The organism is Halomonas sp. A29 (assembly GCF_046723295.1).
Classification (GTDB): domain Bacteria; phylum Pseudomonadota; class Gammaproteobacteria; order Pseudomonadales; family Halomonadaceae; genus Halomonas.
Genome location: NZ_JAXQPR010000011.1, coordinates 101,759 through 119,610 on the forward strand (window position 1 = coordinate 101,759; position 17,852 = coordinate 119,610).

The following is a 17,852-nucleotide window of genomic DNA, read 5'->3' on the forward strand; positions in this document are numbered from 1 at the left end:
ACGCTCTTATGAATCGGCAATGCTATCGACTCATTTTCAACCGGGCCAAGGGCCAGCTCGTTGCCGCCTCGGAGCTTGCCGTGGCCACAGGGAAGTCACCGGCGGAAGGCAGTAGGGTCGAGCGCCGTCGCTTGCTTCGCCAACCGGCCATTGCCGCCACGCTGGCGGCCCTGCTGCTCGGCAGCCCGCTCGTCCAGGCGAGCATCGCCAGTGACCCCAGCGCCCCGGGCAACCAGCGCCCCACCGTGCTGGAAACCGCCAACGGCGTGCCCCAGGTCAACATCCAGACGCCCAGCGCAGCCGGCGTCTCGCGCAACAGCTACCGCCAGTTCGACGTCTCCTCCAAGGGCGTGATTCTCAACAACTCGCGCAGCAACACCCAGACCCAACTGGGCGGCTGGGTGCAGGGCAACCCCCACCTCACCAGTGGGGAAGCCCGGGTCATCCTCAACGAGGTCAACTCCGCGAACCCCAGCCAGTTGCGCGGCTACCTGGAAGTGGCCGGCTCGCGGGCCGAAGTGGTCATCGCCAACCCGGCGGGCATCGACGTCAATGGTGCCGGCTTCATCAACGCCAGTCGCGCCACCCTGACCACCGGCACCCCCGAACTGCGCAACGGCGAGCTGACCGGCTATCGTGTGCAGGATGGTCGCGTTCGAATCAGCGGCGCCGGGCTGGATGCCAGCGGCACCGACTACACCGCGGTGCTGGCACGTGCCGTCGAGGTCCAGGGCGGCGTCTGGGCCAACGACCTGAACGTGGTGGCCGGTGCCAACCGCATCGGCGCCGACGGCCAGGTAATCGAACGCCTCAACACCCAGGGCAACGCGCCGCAAGTCGCCATCGACGTGGCCCACCTGGGCGGCATGTACGCCGGCAAGATCCGGTTGGTCGCCACCGAGGCCGGCGTCGGGGTCAACAACGCCGGCAACATCGCGGCGACGCATGCCGGCGGCGTGGGCGAAGTGGTACTCACCGCGGAGGGGCGCATCGTCAACCGCGGCTCGATCACCGCCGAAGGCGACATCCGACTGGCGAGCCAGGCGCGGATCGATAACCTCGGCGCAGGCACCATCCTGGCCCAGGGCGATTTGGAGCTCCGTGCTACGGCAGCGCAAGGCAGCATTCACAGCGCGGCCGGTGCCACCCTGGCCGCCGGTGTCGACGCCGGCAGCCTAAGCCTTGGCGACAGCGGCCAGCTCACCCTTACCGCCGGCGACAGCATCACGGCCCAGGGCCGCAACCTGGCCGGCGGCGGTTTCCTGGCCGAAGCCGATACCGTCTCGCTGGCCGGCAGCGAAACCCAGGCTCGCAATATCGACATCACTGCCCGCCGTGGCGATATCAATGCCAGTGGCGCCACGCTCACCGCCAGCGACACCCTTACCGCCAGCGCCGCAGCCACGCTGCGCACCGATGACGCCAGCGTGCAGGCCGAACGGCTCGAACTCAGCGCCGCGAACCTCTCCAACCGCGACGGGGAACTCGTCCAGGCCGGCAACGACACCCTGAACCTGACCACCGGCACGCTCGACAACAGCGGCGGGCGTGTGATCGCCAATGCCGGTATCGCCATCCGGGCCGACGCACTGAACAACGCCGCCGGTACCGTAAGAGCCGGTGGCTCGCTCGACATCGAGTCCGAAACGCTCGACAACAGCCAAGGCCGCCTGGTGGCCGAGCACGACCTGAGCGTCAGTGCCAATCGGCTGGACAATACCCAGGGCCTGATGGGCGCGGTACAAGGCACTCTCGATGTCGCCGCCGAATCCCTCGACAACACCCGAGGACGAATCGAAGCCGCGGATGGCCTGCGCCTCGAGGTGGCCGACACCCTGACCAATGAGGCCGGCGAGATCGTCCAACTGAGCGACCAAGGCGAGCTTCAGATTGCCACCGCGAACCTGCACGGTAGCGATGGCCTGATCGTCAGCCAGGGCGACCTTACCGTGGAGGGCGGCGAGATCGTTCTCGACGGCGCCCGCACCCAGGCCCAGCACATCACCCTGCAAGCGGATTGGCTCCAGCACCGCGGCGGCGAGCTGCTCCATCTTGGCGCGGATGCTTCCCTGACCCTCGATGTTGCCCAGACCCTGGACAACAGCGCCGGCCTGATCGCCAGTAATGCCGACCTGGTGCTCCAGGCCGGCGAGATGATCAATCGGGAAGGTACGCTTCAGGCGGCTGGCGATACTCAGCTATCCCTGAGTGAATTGGATAACCAAGCCGGAGAGCTCGTCGCAGGTGGCAGGCTGGATATCGACGTTCAGGGTGAACTCAACAACAGCCAAGGGCAGTTGGTCGCCGAGGGCGACCTTCATCTCAGCGCGGGTCGGTTGAACAACGCCCAGGGCCTGATGGGTGCGGTGCAGGGGTCGCTCGACGTCGCTGCCACCACGCTGAACAACGCCCAAGGGCGTATCGAAGCCGCGGATGGCCTGCGCCTCGACGTTGCCGACACCCTGACCAACGAAGCTGGCGAGATCGTCCAACTGAGCGACCAGGGCGAACTCCAGGTTGCCGCCGCGAACCTGCACGGCAGCGATGGGCTGATCGTCAGCCGGGGTGACCTCGCGCTTCAAGGCGGCGAGTTCGTGCTCGACGGCGCCCGCACCCAGGCTCAGCACATCACCCTGCAAGCGGATCGTCTCCAGCACCGCGGCGGCGAACTGATCCATCTTGGCACGGATGCTTCCCTGACTCTCGACGTTGCCCAGGCGGTGGACAACACCCAGGGCCTGATCGCCAGTAACACCGACCTGGTGCTGCGCGGTGGCGAGTTGACCAACCAAGGGGGCACGCTTCAGGCGGCGGGCGATGCCCGGTTTATCTTGAGCGAATTGGATAACCAGGCCGGAGAGATCGTTGTAGGCGCCGTGCTGGATATCGAGGTTCAGGGCGTACTCGACAACAGCCATGGCCAACTGCTGGCGGATGCCGCGCATCTCGCGGCGGGCTCGCTCGTTAACCGTGAGGGCCTCATCAGTGCGGCTCGCGATGGCCTGAGCATCTCCTCGACGGCACTCGACAATACCCAGGGGCAGATGGAAGCGGTGGGAAATGTCGTGCTCACAGTGGAGGGGGCGCTGGTCAACCTGCGTGGCAGCATCATGCAGCTCGGCGAGGGAGAACTGCGTCTCTCCAGCGCAAGCCTGGCGAATACCAATGGCTTTGTCGCCGCGAATGGCGATCTTGCTCTGCAGGCCGGTAGCGTGGCCAACCTCGGGGGCACCTTGCAAGCGGCAGGTGATGCCTACGTGAATGCGGTATCGCTCGATAACCGCCAGGGTGAGCTGGTATCCGGCGGTACGCTTGGCCTGACGGTCGAGGGGAGTGTCGCCAACGCCCAGGGCCAACTGCTGGCCCAGCGGTCACTCGATCTAAAGGCGGCGAGCCTCGGCAATGCCCAAGGCGCGATCGGTACGGTGGAGGGTGATCTCACCCTTACCATCGGTGGCACTATCGACAACGGCAATGGTTCGATGGAAGCGGGCGGCAGGCTGCGCTCGAATAGCCTAGAGCTGAACAACCAGGGCGGCGCCCTGCTCGGCGAGCACGTCACGCTGAATACCGCCGGGCGGCGGCTGGACAATACCGCGGGCCAGATCGCCGCTCGCGACGTACTCACTATCGTCAGCGGCGTGCTGGACAACACCGGCGGCACGCTGCGTTCCGGCGGCAACCTTACCCTAGATACCCAGGGCCGCAGCCTGCTCAACCGCGACAATGCCGATGCCGGCGGCATCCTGGCCAACGGCACGCTGGTCATGCGCAGTGGCCTGCTCGATAACAGTGGCGGTTTGGTGGGTGCCGGAGGCTTGGAGATCGAGGCTACAGGCGTCACCAACCGCAACGGCACCCTGTTCAGCCGGGGCGAGCTGACCCTGGCGGCCACCGAACTCGACAACCGCAGCGGTGAGATGCTGGCGCTGGGAGACATACGCCTCGTCCTGGGCGATGTGTTGCGCAACCAGGGCGGCCTGGTGCGTGCCCTTGGCCTGCTCGACATCGCCGCCAGGCGCCTGCTCAACGGCACCACGCTAGGCGATGAGCAAGGGATCGAAGGCCATCGCGTGAGCATCGCCGCCGACGAGATCCACAACCGGCAGGGTGCGATGCGTGCCGATGAACGGCTCGACCTCGTATCGGCCAATGGCATCGACAACCGCGATGGCCTGCTCTCCTCGCGGCACACACTCGACGTGCGGGCCGATGACCTCGACAACCAGGGCGGCACCCTGGTCGCCAATCAGCGCCTGGCCCTGAACCTGGTGCGTCTGCCCGGCAGTGGCCGGCTGCTGTCGCTGGGCGATCTAGCATTTCAGCTCGCCAGTGACTTCATCCTGGGCCAGGGCGAGGAGCTCAAGGCGGCAGGCGACCTCCAGCTTGCCACTACCGGCAACCTGACCAATCGCGGCACCCTGCAGGCCGGCGCCACCCTCGATCTTGCCGCCAGTACCATAGTCAACGCCGCCAGCGGCGAACTCTCCGGCACCACCACCCGGCTCACTGCCGGCCTGCTCACCAACCGCGGGCTGATCGACGGCGTGACCACCCGCATCGAGGCGACCACCCTCGACAACCTCGGCACCGGGCGCATCTACGGCGACTGGCTCGGCATTCAGGCCAATACCCTGACCAACCAGCGTGCGGGGGGTATCTCCCCGGTCATCGCCGCCCGCGAACGGCTCGACCTCGGCGTGCGCAACCTGACCAATCGCGACGAGGCGCTGATCTTCAGCGCCGGCGACCTGGCCATCGCGGGAAGGCTCAACGCCGCCGGCAATGCCACCGGCCAGGCCCGCCGCATCGACAACAACAGCGCCACCATCGAGGCGCTGGGCGATATGACCATCGCGGCGGATGTGCTGAACAACACCAACGATTATTTCGAGACAAGGCTCGAGTTGGTGGGGGGCGGGCCGCAGCAGGTAACTTATCTTCAGCCTTCTGGGTGGTCAGATAAAAGGCCTATAGGCGATTTTTATGAAACGACGGCATGTCATAATCGTTCGAGGAGTTGCGTTCTCGCTTATTATCATGAACCTACCGATCGAGGGGTGATGCATTGGTGGGAGTACGAACTGGAACGCATTGAGTATACGAGTAGAGTAATAACCTCTTTGCCGGGAGAAATACTTTCTGGTGGTAATCTAGCAATCTCAGGTGGTTCACTTGTCAATGATAAGAGTAAGGTGTTGTCAGGAGGGGTGCTGACGACTGATTTGGCTAGCCTTAAGAATGTCGAAGCGCTTGGAGAGCAAAGGATACAAGAATCAGGAAAGGTTAGGTGGAGTTATTGGGAGCAGTTTCATCAGGAAAATAATACTGGTGATATAACTCGTTATTGGACGGAGTGGGAAGATTACAGCGGCGGCACCAGCACGACCACGATCGACCTAAAAGCGGGCGAATTCGGAGGCAACCGAAACCCGGCCGGCACCGGCACCCAAATCAACGCCGCACAAAATAACGTCACCATCAACGGCTCCGCCTCCGGCACCGGCACCATCAAGCCCGGTGTCGGCAACGTCAATGTGGGCGGAGGCATGATCGAAGTGCCGGCACGCGTGCCTGCCAGCATCACGTCGCGCTCCGGTGACTTGAGCCTGGTCGACACCTCGGCAGTCGGCAGCCAGGCTCGGGCGGATCGGCAATCAACCGAGGCGCAAAGCGTCGACCGCCGGGCCACTGCGGACTTGCCGCGCGACGTCATTCGCACCCTGACGCCCCAGCTCCAGCTGCCCAGCAACAGCCTGTTCCAACTCAGGCCCACCGGCATCCGGCCGCTGGTCGAGACCGATCCGCGCTTCACCAACCAGCGCGAGTGGCTCAGCTCCGACTACCTGCTCTCGGCCCTGCACCCCGACCCGGCCATGACCCAGAAGCGCCTGGGTGACGGTTTCTATGAGCAGCGCCTGATTCGCGAGCAGGTCACCCAACTCACCGGGCAGCGTTTCCTCGAAGGTTACGCCGACGACGAGGCGCAGTACGCCGCATTGATGAACAACGCCGCAACCTTCGCCCAGCAGCACGGCCTGCGCCCCGGCGTGGCCCTTACCGCCGAGCAAATGGCGCAGTTGACCAGCGACATCGTGTGGCTGGTGGAACAGACGGTGACCCTGGCGGATGGCAGCACGGTGAAGGTGCTGGTGCCCCAGGTCTATGCCCGGGTGCGCGAAGGCGACCTGCGTGGCGACGGCACCCTGATCGCCGGCAGCTCCCTCAACCTGAACGTGGCCAATGAGCTGGTCAATTCCGGTACGCTGGCTGGCCGCCAGGGTGTGACCGTCTCGGCGGACCGTATCGCCAACCTCAACGGGCGCATCTCCGGCGACGAAGTATCGCTGATGGCCGCCAGCGATCTGCTGCATCGGGGCGGCGACATCGACGGCCGGGCCGTCACGCTGTTTGCCGGCCGCGACCTCACCCTGCAAGGGGGCGGGGTGACCGCCGAGCGTGAACTGACCCTGCAGGCCGGCCGGGACTTAGCGCTGACGAGCCAGGCGGGCCGGCAGACCGCGCTCACGGTCACCGACGCCGATGGCCTGCTGCAAGCCGGTGCCGGTCGCGACCTGACCATTGCCGGGGCCGCCCTCGACTCGGCCGGCAGCCTGGCGCTGGGCGCCGGTCGCGACCTGAACATCGCCAGCACCCTCGACACCCAGTCCAACCGCTACGGCAGAGTGACCCTCAATAGTGCCAGCATCGATTACCAGGCCACGCTGACCGCCGGTCAAAACCTGATCCTCAATGCCGGGCGCGACCTCAGCCTCGCTGCGGTCGACGTCACCGCCGGCGGCAATGGCCTGATTGCCGCCGGTCGCGACCTGGCCCTGGAGACCCTGGCCACGGGCAGCGCCATGAGCGGCGGTCGCCTCCAGCGCAGCCAGCAGCAGGAGGTTGGCACCACGCTCGCGTTCGGCAACGACCTCACCCTGATGGCCGGCCAGGACCTCTACGCCCGCGCCGCCAACGTCAGCGCCGCCGGCGACCTGGCGGCCATCGCCGGGCGCGACATCGAGATCGAAGCGGGGCACTCCAGCCAGCATGACGAGCGCCGCACCCGCAGAACCCACACCATCGACAGCCAGAGCCGCGTGCAGGGCAGCGACTTCTCGGCGGGCGGTAACCTCACTCTCACCGCGGGCGAGGACCTGCGCCTGACCGCCAGCCGCCTCCAGGCCGGCGAAGGCGCCGCCCTGCTGGCCGGTGGCAACATCGAGTTCCTCACCGCTCAAGAGCATGACTACTCCCTCTACGAGTCGCGCCGCCGCGGCACGTTCGGCGGCAGCCGCACCCAGCGCGACGAAGTGAGCCAGACTCGCTTGATCGGCAGCGAAGTCACTACCGGCGGCGACCTGCTCATCGTCAGCGGGCAAGACCAGACCTACCAGGCGGCGCGGCTGGATGCCGGCGGCGACATCGCCCTGCAAAGCGGCGGCACCATCCGCTTCGAAACCGCCAGCGACGTGCACACTGAATCCCACGAGCGCAGCAAGAGCAGCTTCGCCTGGCAATCCGCCTCAGGCGAAGGCTTCACCCGCGAAACGCTGCGCCAGAGCGAACTCGTGGCCCAGGGCGAGCTCATCATCCAGGCCGCCCAAGGCATCCACATCGACGTAGAGCAGATCGACCGCCACAGCGTCACCCGCACCATCGACGCCATGGTCGCGGCCAACCCCGACCTCGCCTGGCTCAAGGAAATGGAACAGCGCGGCGACGTCGACTGGCAGCAGGTCAAGGCCTTCCACGACAGCTGGGACTACTCCCACTCCGGCCTCGGGCCGGGGGCGGCGCTGGCAGTGGCCGTCGTAGTGACCTACTTCACCGCCGGCGCTGCCAGTGGCCTGGTGGCCAGTGGTGTCTCGGCGGCAGGAGCCTCGACCGCCGCCGGTAGTGCCTGGGCCGCCGCATCGGCCGGCGCCTCCGCCGGCTGGGCCAACGTCGCGGCCACAGCCGCGATGACCAGCATGGCCACCACCGCCACCGTCAGCGCCATCAACAGCCGTGGCGATCTCGGCGCCACCTTCGAAGATACCTTCTCCAGCGACAGCCTGCGCGGCGCCGCCACCGCCGCTTTGACGGCCGGTGCCACCCGCGGCATGACCGATCAGTATTGGGGAACGCAGACCAACCCCACCACCGGCGCCACCAACAACCTCAACCTCAGCTTTGGCCAAGGGAGCGATATCGCCCGCTTCGCCGGGCAGCGCGCCACCCAGGCCGTTATCGATGCAGGCATTCGCAGCGCTGTGGAAGGCGGCAGCTACCGCAGCCACCTCGGCGACAGCCTCGAAAACGCCGTGCACCACGTCGTCAGCGGTGTGCTGTTCAATGCCGTGGGCGACCGTGCCTTCGACAACCGCTGGGACGAGGGCAGTCCGCAAAAGATTGCCCTGCACGCCCTGACGGGTGGATTGGTCGCCGAAGCCATGGGCGGCGACTTCCGCACCGGTGCCTTGGCTGCGGGTGCCAGCGAAGCGCTCGTCCATCACCTCGTTGAGAACGGTCGCGCCAACCCGGTGCTCAGCAACACCATCGCTCAGCTTGTGGGCATCGTCGCGGCCGAGCTCAGCGGCGGCGACGTTAACAACGGCGCCTTTATCGCCGGCCAGGTGGAAAGCTACAACAGGCAGTTGCACTCCGAAGAGCGCAAGTTGGCGAGGGATCTGGCGGATCTAAGCGAGGGGCGCTTTACCCTGGAAGAGATCGAGCAGGCGATGCGTGGCATGCACAACCTCGCGAATGGAGAAGCGCCCGGTGACAATATCATCGTTCCCTTGCTGCCAGGGCTAGGCTCCGATGAGTTGGGTTATTACGACTTCGGTGGCCAGTGGGTCAACGTTACGCTGGCCGACGGATCGCAGGAGCTGCGCCAGGTGGTACCGAACGCGCCGCGAGAATTGGCCAATTTCATCATCCGTCACACGGGTGGGGAGAATTCTCCGTACTGGATCCCACCCGTACAGACACCGAATGCGCGCGAGCCGCAGCTGCTTTTCCCGGGTAGTATCGCGATGGCGGCAGGGCTGCCCTACAACCTCAACGGTGTGGATACGCGCACACCCTTGCAGCAGCAGCAGGATATGGATGCGTTCGTGCGCGGTGTTTCCAGCATGGCGGCATTGCCTTTCGGGGCCGGCTCTTTCTATACATTGGGCACCCAGCGCGCTGCGGGATATTTTGCCACCGGGGCGGGCTTTGACATGGCAGGCCAATCGCTACAAGGCGGCGAGTACCGGTACGGCCAAACGCTTGCGGCTGGCGGCACGGCGCTGGTGTATGGTCCGCTGGCTGGTCGAAGCTTGTGGAATAATGCCGCTGTCGGCGGTGCGGCAGGGGGGACACATACCGCAGTGACCAACCGGCTTTACGATGAGGGTAAGCCGGTGGGGAGGAGTGCTCTATTGGGTGCAGGCACTGCCGGGGTGGGCACGGTCGCCGGTGGCGTGATAGGTCAGCGTCTTCAGCACATACCAGGCAGTGTCAGCGTACCGTATTTCCAGACGCCAGCCACTATTAACATACCTCTACCTAGCGCCGAATCCGTGGGTAATGGTGTTCAGATGTTGATTGGTAATATGCCAGCTATTATAAGTTTTTCTGATGCTGAAAAAGAGGGCGGTAGATGAGTAAGTCTGTATGGGCATGGGCGGCTTTTCTTAAGAGAAATGTCAAGCTGTTTGCTGTTTGCTTGGCGGGGTTTGTTTTTTTATGGAATGGTTTGGACTTGTGGGAGTGGTTGTGTGCATTGTTCGGATGGGAGTCTCAAGGTTATACGTCCGGCGAGCAGCGGAAGTATCGTTTTTTTGCTTCGGGCTTTGTAGTCGTGTTTATGCTGGGGCTATTGTTGGATGTTTTTAACACTCGGTATTATAGAAAATACCCATCTAAGAGGTGTGACAAAAAAGAGTCTGATTATAGGTGATCTGCCCTGTCTTGCAAAGGGTAATGCACCTGCCTTGAGGAGCGGCAATAATGGCAGTGAGGAATATGTCATGGTCAGGCTTTTTTAAGCGCCAGGTCAAGTATACCTTGGGTATTTTTGCGATCTTCCTTTTCTTCTGGAATAGCGTGGTTATTGGTGAATGGGTATACGCCTTGTTCGCTGGGGAGTTGCGAGGTTATGGGCCGGGGCAGCAGCGCTGGCATCGTGTCTGGGCCATGGGCTTTTTGGGTATGTATCTAGTCGGATTCCTGATGGACTTAATTGCTGTTTGGCACTGGAATAAATACCCAGACAAGAGACCTCAGCCGAAAGAGGAGAGTAAGTAGGCAAGGTGCTGCCAGTTGCCACGCTGCCGACTGCTTGCGGTGGGGTAGGTCTATTTGCCACTGGGGCAGGCTTTGATGCGGCGGGCCAGCACGTACAGGGTGGCGAATACCGGTTCGGCCAAACGCTTGCGGCTGGCGGCACGGCGCTGGTTTATGGTCCGTTGGCAGGTCGTAGTCTGTGGGGCAATGCCGCCATCGGTGGGGTCGCTGGAGGTAGCCATACTACGGTGACCAGCTGGATGTATGACGAAAATAAATCTGTGATACGGAGCATAGGCACGGGAGCAGCCGCTGGTGGGGTTGGCACACGCCTAGGTGAGTCTATTAAAGGACTCGGGCCATATATCCCCTCTCAGGTTACGGTGCCGTACTTCGCCACACCGGCAACATTTAGTGTGACCTTGCCCTCGGCAGATGTGATAGGAGGGATGACGGAAACGGTTGTCAGCAATATCCCAGCCTTTCATTGCCTGAAACTGACAATAGGGAGTGATCGTAGTGTCTAAGCGCGATATGTCATGGAAAGGCTGCTTGAAGCGGAATTTAATTAACGCTTTGTTTGCTTGTTTTGCTTTCGTGTTTTTTTGGAATGGCGTGGTGATATGGGAGTGGCTGTATGCTCTTTTTGGGGGAGAGCTACGAGGCTATGGGCCGGCGCAGCAGCGTTGGCATCGTGTCTGGGCAGCAGGATTCGTGATTATTTTTATGTTTGTGGCAATTTTGGATGCTATTAGTGTTTGGCACTGGCAAAAATATCCGGAAAAGAGGCGTCATCCGAAAGAGGAGGGTCAGTAGGCAAGGTGCTGTCGCAGGTACGCTTAGCCAAGCGCAGCCTGCCATCCAACTTCTCCACTCCCACCATACAAAAAAACGGCGAATGATTCGCCGCCATGAGGTGCCGTCACCACGATTTCGAATTTAGCATATGGCCCTATTTCTTGGCTAAATAATTAAAGTTTTCGTCGCTATGGCCGAAAAGAAGAGTAACGTAAGCCAAGCAGGGATGTCTATATGAACCGCTAACACTAGCAGCATACCTTCCGCTGTGCGGGGGCCGGCTCATGCCTTATTTGGACATGTCGTCATGGAGAGTAACCTCCAGAGGCCGGCAGCGCTGGGTGCCCTCGGCACTCCTTGTTGCACCCTGATTAGGGTGTGAAAAATATGTTTATAAAGGAAGTAAGATGTACAAAGGGGTCGCAGTATTTTTCTTGGGTTTCATGCTGGTTGGGTGTGCTAGTACCAACACAGTACCCATGGATACCGCTAAGGTAGAGCAGACGTCGCCTAGCTCAATCACAATATCCAGTCGTGAGAAGCCGAGCTTTGTTGCTATGACAACAGGAAAAGCCATGGTGGGCGGGCTAGTAGGCTATGCAGCAATGGTGATAGCAGGGAACAACATTGTTGAAGAGAACGAGATCGAGGACCCTGCGGGTCGTATAAGCAGTGGTTTGGCGGCATCGCTTGCTGAGCGGCTTGGCATAGAGCAAATGGACGAGAGCGGCTTCGTGACCAAAGAAAAGAGCGTAGCGGGTCTGGCAAGGGACTATGCGGCTAGCGACTTGCTGGTCGATGTTGAAACCCTGGGCTGGGGATTTTCCTACTATCCCTCCGCCATGAGAACCTATGACGTTGCATATTCCGCAAGGCTTAAGGTGATCGATACGAGGTCGATGCAAACAATAGCCGAAGCCCACTGTAGCAGGTCGCCGAGTAAAACTTATGACTCACCGAGCCATGCTGAGCTATTGGCAAACGGTGCCGAGCGACTCAAGCAGGAGCTCATGGTGGCTGCGGACTCTTGCCTACGAGAATTCGAGAACAAGATATTCCCTCGAAATCAGCAGTTGCTTAGCGAAGCCTGATCTGCCTTGGTAGCCGGTGTATTACATCGGCTACCGTTTCGATGAAAAACGGTGAATAGAGTCGCGCCCTGAGAAATTTAACCGGATCAAGCATGGCTGAAAATTTCTCTGGTTGGCATTGTATGCTTCATTGAGGGCCCTTGGATGACAGTGGCGCCAAGCTTTTTTCTGGCAGGAGTGTTGATGGCGTTTTTGAAGTCTATGTTTCTGTTTCTTTCAATTTTTTTGGTTGTGCTGGCGTTTGATAAATATTCAAGGGGAAAAATTTCACGTCCGTTTGCGACTGCCATTAAGGTGTTGTTGTTGTCTATTGTGGTTCATCTTTTTTTCTCGTTGCCAACAATTGCAGCAGGAGTAGCCTATCCTGGCAAGAGTCCACATGGGGTTTCTTACGAACTTGCTTTATTTGTTTCTTGCTTTGTTATTTTTATTCAAAAAATTGAAAGCTATGGCGGGCGTTATCAAGCAGCTATTTCCGCTGTCATGGCTGTGATGGTGTGTGTGGTGTTTGTGTCCGGTCATGAGATTTTTTTATGGCTATTTAAAGTTTTATGAGCCAGTAAACGGTTGGGTTTCAGTGTGTCATAGCTCGAGTGGTGGAGGCGACACAGTTGCTCTGATTTTATACATGCGCTTGGGAGAATACAATGAAGCTTATAGGGAGTGATTTGGAGAAACAGGTCCGAGAGGAACTGGAAAGAGGTCATCAGTATCTCTTCCATGATGAGGCCAATTCTCGTTTGCTTGATTCTATAAAAAGTGAATTTCCGAGCATGCATTTGGCATATATTTTAGACTGGGTGCCCGAGCAAGGAGAGGATATTTTTACTGTCTTGGTTGATAGTGATGCTGTTGCTGTTTTTGAGTTGCCGAGGTCGGGTTGTGAAGTGGTGAAAGCCTCAAGCGTTAAAGCGGTCTCGAATTATCAAAACAGCCTAAGTCGGAATAAGTAGGTCAAGCTGTTGGTGGCTTTGCAATTGGTGTCGGAAAAAATGGCGCGACTAACCCATATTTGTCAGGAAAAATAACTAAATATGGAAATTAACTTTCTTTGAGTCTTGGAGGCTGCGCGGGCAAAGTGGGGCCCAGGTATGGTGTTGGAAAAATACACTTCTGATGGGGGTGTCCGAGTTCAAAGCCCAAGAGCGAAACCAAGACCTGTAACTCCAGATGAGGTTCCATGAAAATCAGAGATCCGCTGTCAAATTGGTCACAGCCTGGAGCGGTTACGTTGTGGGGGGAGGGAGTCTCCCCCTCACCTCAAGACGCGTGGCTTGATTACGTAAATTATTATGTTCACCCAGATGTAGTCTCCGTGGTGGGGCGTTTACTGGTGCCGGCCTTTGTAGAGCACGAGGGAGGGGTGTTTCTCCGAAATCGATTTACCCTTTCAGGGTATGAGAGTTGGAAAGCGGAGCTTGGGGAAATTTCGAAAGTAGAGAAAATGATCAATCATCAACATGTTTATGACTTGTTTTCGACCGATGATGAGATAGCTGAGGCTTCGTTTGAGAGCGTCGCGAATTTGATGGCTCAGACCCTACGTTTGGCACTGTGTGGCAGTTTTTCCGACCGCCATTTTCATGTCTACGTCTCAAATACGGATCAAGACTACGGTCCGGTAGTGGGATTTCACTCCGTTGGCACTTCTTCTTCGGGTATTTGATGCTTTGGCAATTGGAGCGTGCTGCCCTGCTAGCCGGTGGCGACATAGAATTTCTCACTGCCCAGGAGCACGACTACTCCCTCTACGAATCGCGCCGCAGCGGTGGTTTGTTCCGCAGCAGCCGTACCCAGCGCGACGAAGTGAGCCAGACTCGCTCGATCGGCAGCGAAGTCGCCACCGGCGGCGACCTGCTCATCGTCAGCGGGCAAGACCAGACCTACCAGGCGGCGCGGCTGGATTCCGGCGGCGACATCGCGCTGCAAAGCGGCGGCACCATCCGCTTCGAAACCGCCAGCGACGTGCACACCGAATCCCACGAGCGCAGCAAGAGCAGCTTCGCCTGGCAATCCGCCTCAGGCGAAGGCTTCACCCGCGAAACGCTGCGCCAGAGCGAACTCGTGGCCCAGGGCGAGCTCATCATCCAGGCCGCCCAAGGCATCCACATCGAGGTGCAGGAGGTCGACCCCCAAAGCGTCACCCGCACCATCGACGCCATGGTCGCGGCCAACCCCGACCTCGCCTGGCTCANGGTGCAGGAGGTCGACCCCCAAAGCGTCACCCGCACCATCGACGCCATGGTCGCGGCCAACCCCGACCTCGCCTGGCTCAAGGAAATGGAACAGCGCGGCGACGTCGACTGGCAGCAGGTCAAGGCCTTCCACGACAGCTGGGACTACTCTCACTCCGGCCTCGGCCTCGGCCTCGGCCTCGGCCCGGGCGCGGCGCTGGCGGTGGCCATTGTCGCTGCCGCCTGGGCCGGCCCCGCAGCCTCGGGTTTGCTGGGGCTGGCTGAAGCTGGCGTGGCCGCCAGCATGGTCAGCGCCGGTGCCGGCTCGTTGGCCGGCACCGGCGCGGTCAGCCTGATCAACAACCGTGGCGACCTGGGTACCGCGCTCGGCGACACCTTCTCCAGCGGCAGCCTGCGCAGCGCCGCCACCGCCGCCTTGACGGCCGGTGCCACCCCCAACGGTGGCACAGGCAACCTCAACCTCAGCTTCGGCCAAGGGAGTGATATTCTCCGCTTCGCCGGGCAGCGCATCACACATGGGATTACCAATGCCGGCTTGCAAACCGCCATCAATGGCGGCAGCTTCAGGGGGAATCTCGGTGACAGCCTCGAAAACGCAGTGACCCATGTAGTCACCGGCGTGCTGTTCAACGCCGTGGGCGACTTTAGCCACAACCGCTTCGCCAACGGCAGCCCCGAGAAGATCGCCCTGCACGCCTTGACCGGTGGATTGGTCGCCGAAGCCATGGGCGGCGACTTCCGTACCGGCGCGATAGCCGCCGGCGCCAATGAAGCCCTAGTGGAATACCTGGATAGCAAGCTGGGCAGCGACCCCCAAACGCGGAACCACATGCTGACCACGGCCTCGCAGTTGGTGGGTATCGTCGCCGCCGAGCTGGTCAATGGCGACGTGTACCAAGGCGCCGAGATCGCCGCGCAGGCGACGCGGTATAACTACCTGCGGCATGACCAACTGGCCATGGCGCGTGCCGAGCTGTGACGGCGACAGCGACTGCATGGCCGGTGTGGTGGCCCGCTATCAGGCCATCAGCGAAGAGCAGAACAAAGCAGCAATCGAAGCCTGTAGCACCGACCTAGTGGCCTGTCAGGAACACTCGCTCGCCGCGGCGAACGGCGAATACGCCCGATACGGGGACGACACGCTTTGGGACCTGCCCTCTGTAGCCCTGCCCTACATGCAAGCCTTGTTCGATGAGAATATCGGCGTGCAGAATCAGTTTGGTGAGGCGACCATCTCCCGAAGCTTGATGGAGGGCGCGGGGCTCGCACCGGAAGTGGCGGCGATGCTGGCTGCGATGCCGGTGGGATACAATAGAAAAACAGACCCCTATCACCCACAAGCGACTAGACACCAGCTGGAATCCGAAAATGGCGCTGGTAACGTTACCTCTACAACTGTTCCTCCGGCAGGAGGGAAGAACGTTGCACTGGCAGGACAGCGGCATCCTGTTACAGGAGTAGTCTATGATCAGAGAGGGTATCCCGTTTTTGACAGTTACTCAGCCTACGATACTCGACTTGCTGGTGATGATTTTCAAGCGGCCAGCTATCGTGCGCAAATGAGGATGGCGACAAGAGATCTTCGAACTCAGATTCAGAGTAATTCTCAACTGAAACTGCAGTTTAATGATCAACAGTTGCAAGCAATTCAGTCTGGAAGCGAAAAAATCCCAGGTTATACTTGGCATCACCATCAAGACAGGGGACGTATGCAACTCATTGATGAGGATGTTCATAGAAGAACTGGCCACTTAGGCGGCGAGTCCATGTCAGGAGGGCAGTAATGAAACTCAAGCTTCGGCTAGACAAAAATGATTGTGATGACATTGGCTTCGCTAAGGCTTGTCTTGTTGCAGGTGTCTTGGAGTTTGCTGAATTTAAGGAGTGGATTTACTATGTCGTAGGACATCAAGATCAGGTGCCTGCGTATTTTTGGGACATTTTGGATATCGAGAATAAGTTTGACTTCAAACCCTTGTCAGTGATGGGGTTCAATCCTTCTTGGAAGCACACAGAATCCGAAAATGATGCTCTGGACGGAATTGGCTACAGGCGATGGAATGATTTTGTAAGCGATGCGGTTCCACGTGATTTGGCTTTGCAGGCACTCGAGAGAAATCCTCATATTGAGCAGCGTTTCAGGGAGATGTTTCCATTCATTAGTTGGTAATGTCCTGCTCAGCGGCAGCCGCACCCGGCGCGACGAAGTCAGCAAGACCCGCTCGATCGGCAGCGAAGTGATCACTGGCGGCGACCTGCTCATCGCCAGCGGGCAAGACCAGACTTACCAGGCGGCGCGGCTGGATGCCGGCGGCGACATCGAACTGCAAAGCGGCGGCACCATCCGCTTCGAAACCGCCAGCGACGTGCACACCGAATCCCACGAGCGCAGCAAAAGCAGCTTTGCCTGGCAATCCGCCTCCGGCGAAGGCTTCACCCGCGAAACGCTGCGCCAGAGCGAACTGGTGGCCCAGGGCGAGCTGATCATCCAGGCCGCCGACGGCCTCCGCATCGACGTGGAGAAGATCGACCGGCGCAGCGTCAGCCGCACCATCGACGCCATGGTCGCCGCCAACCCCGACCTCGCCTGGCTGCAGGAGATGGAACAGCGCGGTGACGTCGACTGGCAGCAGGTCAAGGCCTTCCACGACAGCTGGGATTATTCTCACTCTGGACTCGGCCCGGGTGCAGCGCTGGCGGTGGCCATCGTCGTCGCCGCCTGGGCCGGCCCCGCAGCGGCAGGGCTGGTGGAGGGAGCCATCGCCTCAGCCATGGTGGGGGCCGGTGCCGGCTCGCTGGCCAGCAACGGTGCGGTCAGCCTGATCAACAACCGCGGCGACCTGGGTACCGCCCTCGGCGACACCTTCTTGAGCGACAGCCTGCGCAGCGCCGCGACCGCTGCCTTGACGGCTGGTGCCACCCGCGGCATGACCGATCACTACTGGGGAACGCAGACCAACCCCACCACCGGTGCCACCAACAACCTCAACCTCAGCTTTGGCCAAGGGAGCGACATCGCCCGCTTCGCTGGGCAGCGCGCCACTCAGGCCGTTATCGATGCAGGCATTCGCAGCGCTGTGGAAGGCGGCAGCTACCGCAGCCACCTCGGCGACAGCCTCGAAAACACCGTGCACCACGTCGTCAGCGGTGTGCTGTTCAATGCCGTGGGCGACCGTGCCTTCGACAACCGCTGGGACAATGGCAGTGCGCAAAAGATCGCCCTGCACGCCCTGACGGGTGGATTGGTCGCCGAAGCCATTGGCGGCGACTTCCGTACCGGCGCCCTGGCCGCGGGCGCCAGCGAAGCGCTCGTCCATCATCTCGTCGAGAACGGTCGCGCCAAGCCGGAACTGAGTAACACTATCGCTCAGCTGGTGGGCATCGTCGCGGCGGAACTCAGCGGCGGCGAAGTCAACGACGGCGCCTTCATCGCCGGCCAGGTGGAGAGCTACAATCGCCAGTTGCATACGGAGGAGCGCATGCTGGCGAGGGATTTGGCGGATCAGAGCGA

At 60.8% G+C, this 17,852-nt stretch carries 12 protein-coding genes; all 12 read left to right on the forward strand.

Features of this window, described 5'->3' with window-relative positions; genetic code table 11:
* The first annotated feature begins 8 nt into the window (after positions 1–8).
* Positions 9–9,635, forward strand: coding sequence for a DUF637 domain-containing protein (locus tag SPH52_RS19440; protein ID WP_411796717.1), 9,627 nt, complete (start codon positions 9–11; stop codon positions 9,633–9,635).
* Complete coding sequence (locus tag SPH52_RS19445) at positions 9,632–9,931, forward strand: hypothetical protein (protein WP_411796718.1); 300 nt, start codon at positions 9,632–9,634, stop codon at positions 9,929–9,931. Before SPH52_RS19440 ends, SPH52_RS19445 begins: the two co-directional genes overlap by 4 nt.
* A gap of 50 nt (positions 9,932–9,981) precedes the next feature.
* Positions 9,982–10,278, forward strand: a complete 297-nt coding sequence (locus SPH52_RS19450; RefSeq protein WP_411796719.1) for a hypothetical protein — start codon at positions 9,982–9,984, stop codon at positions 10,276–10,278.
* Between the two features lie 498 nt (positions 10,279–10,776).
* Positions 10,777–11,073 carry a hypothetical protein gene (locus SPH52_RS19455; protein ID WP_411796720.1) on the forward strand — a complete coding sequence of 99 codons (297 nt, stop codon included), beginning with the start codon at positions 10,777–10,779 and terminating at the stop codon, positions 11,071–11,073.
* Positions 11,074–11,462: 389 nt separating this feature from the next.
* Positions 11,463–12,146: a hypothetical protein gene (locus SPH52_RS19460; protein WP_411796721.1), complete on the forward strand. Its 684-nt coding sequence runs from the start codon at positions 11,463–11,465 to the stop codon at positions 12,144–12,146.
* A gap of 183 nt (positions 12,147–12,329) precedes the next feature.
* Positions 12,330–12,701, forward strand: coding sequence for a hypothetical protein (locus SPH52_RS19465; RefSeq protein ID WP_411796722.1), 372 nt, complete (start codon positions 12,330–12,332; stop codon positions 12,699–12,701).
* A 92-nt stretch (positions 12,702–12,793) separates the two neighbouring features.
* A complete protein-coding gene (locus SPH52_RS19470) occupies positions 12,794–13,099 on the forward strand; it encodes a hypothetical protein (RefSeq protein WP_411796723.1) in 306 nt (101 codons plus the stop codon).
* Between the two features lie 227 nt (positions 13,100–13,326).
* Positions 13,327–13,812 (forward strand): hypothetical protein, encoded by a 486-nt coding sequence (locus SPH52_RS19475; protein ID WP_411796724.1) that lies wholly within the window; start codon positions 13,327–13,329, stop codon positions 13,810–13,812.
* Entirely contained in the window at positions 13,812–15,320 is a 1,509-nt protein-coding gene (locus SPH52_RS19480) for a DUF637 domain-containing protein (RefSeq protein WP_411796725.1), read from the forward strand. Before SPH52_RS19475 ends, SPH52_RS19480 begins: the two co-directional genes overlap by 1 nt.
* Positions 15,321–15,336: 16 nt before the next feature.
* On the forward strand, positions 15,337–16,125 hold the full coding sequence (locus SPH52_RS19485; protein WP_411796726.1) for an HNH endonuclease: 789 nt from the start codon (positions 15,337–15,339) through the stop codon (positions 16,123–16,125).
* Positions 16,125–16,511: a hypothetical protein gene (locus SPH52_RS19490; RefSeq protein WP_411796727.1), complete on the forward strand. Its 387-nt coding sequence runs from the start codon at positions 16,125–16,127 to the stop codon at positions 16,509–16,511. The genes SPH52_RS19485 and SPH52_RS19490 overlap by 1 nt, the downstream gene beginning before the upstream one ends.
* Positions 16,468–17,852, forward strand: a 1,385-nt coding sequence (locus SPH52_RS19495; protein WP_411796728.1) for a DUF637 domain-containing protein, incomplete at its 3' end; no start/stop codon positions are given. The genes SPH52_RS19490 and SPH52_RS19495, both read left to right, overlap by 44 nt.